Annotated in this window: 5 protein-coding genes; 1 reads left to right on the forward strand and 4 read right to left on the reverse strand. The window is 43.5% G+C overall.

Going from position 1 to position 4,257, the window contains the following annotated elements:
- Window positions 1-290: 290 nt before the first annotated feature.
- A complete protein-coding gene (locus V7083_RS16810) occupies window positions 291-911 on the forward strand; it encodes a LysE family translocator (RefSeq protein WP_335479942.1) in 621 nt (206 codons plus the stop codon).
- A 73-nt stretch (window positions 912-984) separates the two neighbouring features.
- Here the strand turns inward: V7083_RS16810 and V7083_RS16815 are convergent, their stop codons facing one another.
- The 4 genes from V7083_RS16815 to V7083_RS16830 form a co-directional block, all read right to left on the reverse strand.
- A complete protein-coding gene (locus V7083_RS16815; protein WP_335479945.1) occupies window positions 985-1,587 on the reverse strand; it encodes a response regulator transcription factor in 603 nt (200 codons plus the stop codon).
- Window positions 1,584-2,714, reverse strand: a complete 1,131-nt coding sequence (locus tag V7083_RS16820; RefSeq protein ID WP_335479948.1) for a sensor histidine kinase — start codon at window positions 2,712-2,714, stop codon at window positions 1,584-1,586. Before V7083_RS16820 ends, V7083_RS16815 begins: the two co-directional genes overlap by 4 nt.
- Before the next feature lie 6 nt (window positions 2,715-2,720).
- Window positions 2,721-3,458: an ABC transporter permease gene (locus V7083_RS16825; RefSeq protein WP_335479950.1), complete on the reverse strand. Its 738-nt coding sequence runs from the start codon at window positions 3,456-3,458 to the stop codon at window positions 2,721-2,723.
- A 1-nt stretch (window position 3,459) separates the two neighbouring features.
- Window positions 3,460-4,257, reverse strand: a 798-nt coding sequence (locus tag V7083_RS16830; protein ID WP_335479952.1) for an ABC transporter ATP-binding protein, incomplete at its 5' end; no start/stop codon positions are given.

Raw genomic sequence — 4,257 nt, forward strand, 5'->3', positions numbered from 1 at the left:
GAGTGTAAAAAATCAACATTGTTCTTTAACACAGCCTAATTATAAAAGTGTGCGATTGTGGAGCAACATTAATAGGCAACAATCAAACTTTTTTATAAAAGAATAAGTCAATTAAGAATATAAGAGCGTGTTTTGATCATTTATTTTTACAAAAAAGCTTTTTTCTATGTCCTATTATCAAGGTTATTAGTATCAAATTGATAAAACATTATTTTAAAGCAATATCTAACTGTTAAAAACCAGCTAAATTTGTCATAATATTCAAAAGTAACTTAGATAGGAGGATTGGCATGTTATCATTTATTTTGGTTGTTTTAGTATTGTTTCTAATTCCTGGCCCCGCCGTGTTATTAACCGTAACCCAAGCGGCGCGAGGCGGGCAGAAAGCGGGAATCGTTACCGGTGCCGGGATAGCCGTCGGAGACATGATTCATACAATTGCTGCAGTCCTTGGACTTTCTGCCATTCTGATGACCTCTACATTGGCATTCGAAGCCGTCAAATATCTGGGTGCAGCCTATTTACTGTTTGTTGGGGTAAAATCGTTTTTAGAAAAATCAAAGCAAGTCTCCGAAACGAAACCTAAACCGAACGCAAGTCCCGCCGTGTCGTTTCGCCAGGCTCTCTTGATCGAACTGCTCAATCCGAAAACCGCCTTGTTTTTTCTCGCCTTCCTACCTCAGTTTGTCCGAAATGACGGACCGCCCGTTTACTTGCAGTTACTGACACTGGGATTCATTTTCGTACTCTTGAGTATTTTATATACAACCCTATTGTCGCTGATCACAAGCTCAATAGGAAGGCGGATGGTTAGGAAAAAAAACAGCTGGTTCCATCGGCTTCAAGGGAAAGTGGTCGGTATGATCTATATCGGAATAGGGTTACGGCTGATCATGCAGAGCCAAAAATAAAAGACTTGCTGTCTAGTAAGGACAGTGGCGTGTATTTACTTAGGGATTGACCTCCGTGCTGAAGCACCGAGGCTTAGAGCCATCCCTTTTCTTGAGCGATGGCAGCGGCTTCGGTGCGGTTTTTAGCCCCAAGTTTGTGGATGATTTCAGAGATGTAGTTGCGGACAGTCCCTGATGAAAGGTAGAGTTCGCTGGTAATTTCTTTGGTTGTTTTTCCAAGGGAGGCCAGTTTAAGGATTTCTTTTTCTTTTGGGGTAAGCGGGTTTTCTTCGCGGATGGTGGTGAAGGCCAATTCCGGACTGAATACACGTTTACCGGCCACTACTTTGCGGATCGCCTCAGCCAGTTCATCGATTTCCCCATCCTTCAATAAATATCCATGTACCCCTATTTTAACGGCACGCTCAAAATACCCCGGCCGGGCAAAGGTTGTCAAAATGATTACCTTGCTGGGTGCTGAGCGGCGCGCCAACTCCTCTGCCACCTCTAGCCCGTTCTTCACAGGCATTTCAATATCCATCAGGCAGACATCTGGTTTTAGCTCTAAAATCGAAGACAGAGCTTCCTCGCCGTTCATCGCCTGCCCAATAACCTTCATATCAGACTCCAAATCTAGCAAGGACCCTAAGGCCCCTAATAACATCCGCTGATCTTCTGCAATAAATAAACGAATCATACCACCGCTCCTTCCTTGTTAACAATGGGTACGGAGATTTCCAAAACAGTGCCATTATGATTATAAAGGGACAGGGAACCCTCAATTAACGCCAATCTCTCTGACATTCCCTTCAACCCATTGCCATATCCCTTATTCTTTGCCACGCCCATCCCATCGTCCCGCACCAACATCTTTATTTTTTCAAATGATTGATTAATAGAAATGGAGCAATGCGTAGCACGGCTATGCTTCACCACATTGGTCGCCGCTTCACGTACGCACATCGCCAAAATATTTTGCGTAAATGGAGCGATTTTTGAAAAATCAACCTCTCCATTGTACTGATAGGTAATTCCTGCTGCACGCAAAATTTGCTGGACCTGCAGCAGCTCCTCGGTAATGGTTGCTGCCCGCATATCTGAAACCAGCTCCCGCACCTGCTTTAGAGCTGTCCGCGAAGTCACTTCCATTTCCTTTGCCTCATGTCGCGCTCGATCGGGATCCGCCACAATCAATCTTTGAACAAGCTGACTTTTCAGTGTCAAAAGGGACAAGGTATGCCCAAGAGTATCGTGGAGATCACGGGCAATACGGACCCGCTCCTCTCGTTTCACCAGCTCTTCAATCCGTTGGTTCGCTTTATTGAGCTCTTTTTCCAGTTCCATTCTTCGGTTCATAGACCGGATTCCAAATGGTGAAATCAGCATGATAATCAAAAACGGAACAAAGAACAAAAGCTCCTGTGGGCTCAAGAAACGACCGGTTTTTGCAACATAATAGATAAAGGGAACAACCATAATAATGGCCAGGCTTAATAACCCACGGTTAAACGCCCTCTTTTCCCGATACCAGCCGATAAAGTTTGCTGGAAAAAAACCCATAAATATATAGTTCAGATGATAAAATAAGCCAAAAATAAAAACGATGGCCAGCTGACATGCCAGCCAGTAGGTGAAGCTTCTTTTTCCCATGGAAAAATAAAGCTGCCGATACGCAACTAAAAATAGCAGCACCATTCCAAAGCCAAACAGCTGCTTGATCCCTGTTTCCTTCGTCAAATAGAAAATCGGAAACGCTAAATACAAGAGAAAAATATAGGGGAAGAAGCCATATTTTCTTGGGAAGATGCTGAAGTTTTTATTCATCCTTCATCACACCGCTTCTTGTTTTCTTCTGATATATTTTGATAGTAGCATGAACAGGACTAAATAGGATATTAAAATCAGAACATTTTTCCATTGAGGCATACTGCCGCGAACAATTTCCCACGCTCCGTTTCCAAAATTATAGGACGGAAGCCATTTCCCGATGTTTTGCATGATTTTTGGCATGATCTCTAACGGCATCCACATACCGCCGGATACGGCCAACACCATGTATAATACATTACTCACACCAGCCGCAGTTTCTACTTTTTTCATCATGCCAATCAATGTACCTAATCCCAAAAATGGTAATGACCCCAGCAAAATCCACAGACCACTCAGTACCCATTCTGATGCTGTCAGGGAAACATGATTGATGAGGGCGCCTGCGATAAAGATAATCGTAATCGATAGAACATGAATCACGCTTTGGCCAACCATTTGTGCAGATAAATAAATGCTGTCCGACAGAGGGGTAGTCCGGATAAACGTAGCCCACCCTTGGGAGCGTTCCTGAACCATACGAACGCCCAGTGTCATAATCGATGATCCCATCACACTGAATGCCGTCATCGACATGAGATAGTGGGCCTGCCATTCGGCTTTATTAGGCGCATTCGTATTGACCACATTAGTAAAAATATAATAGAACAATATCGGCATGACCAAGGACCAAAAGACAAAATAGCGATTCCTTAGCACCCGAATAATTTCCGTTTTACACTGCACTTGAAAAGTTTTCATCTTACATGGCCTCCTTTGTTCCGCTCGTTAATTGCTCAAACGCTTCCTCTAGCTTACCTTTTTCAATTTGAATATCATGGGCACCTAATTTTTCTTGAAAAATAAGCTCCAGGACTCGATCGGTATTGTTGGATTGGACATAGACACGATTGTTTTTTCGATAAATATCAACAACTTCACTGTGGAGAAATAGACTTTCTAATGATATTTCCGGGGCTACGATAAAAGAAACAGACTGTTTGGCTATTCGTGCCTTGATTTGCTCTGGCGTGCCGTCAGCCACAATAGTACCATCCTTAAATAATAAAATGCGATCTGCGGCATCATCGGCTTCTTGCAGATAATGTGTGGAAAAAATAATTGTTTTCCCTTGATTGGCCAGCGTCCTAACCGTTTCCCAAAACCGATTTCTTGATGTGATGTCCATTCCGACAGTTGGTTCGTCAAATATAATTAACTCCGGATTTCCGGCCAGCGCCAGAGCAAAACTAAGACGGCGCTTTTGGCCCCCGGACAATTTTTCCGCACGGGTTCTTAAATCCTGCTCAGTAAGTCCAGTGAGATTGACCAGATCTTTTAATTCTAATGGTTGTGGATAATAACTTCTAATCAGTTCGAGAATCTCTCTGACTTTTAAACCTGGCATTACGCTGACCTCTTGAAGCATAGTTCCGATTTTCTCACGGACTTTCTTTTCATCAGGTTTGTGGTTGAACAACCTGATCTCCCCCGACGTTGGCTTGAGCAGCCCGAGGACCATCGAAATCGTTGTCGTCTTCCCAGCCCCGATTGGACCAAG

Origin of the sequence: Bacillus sp. JJ1764 (genome assembly GCF_036962145.1) — a bacterium.
Taxonomy (GTDB): domain Bacteria; phylum Bacillota; class Bacilli; order Bacillales; family Cytobacillaceae; genus Neobacillus.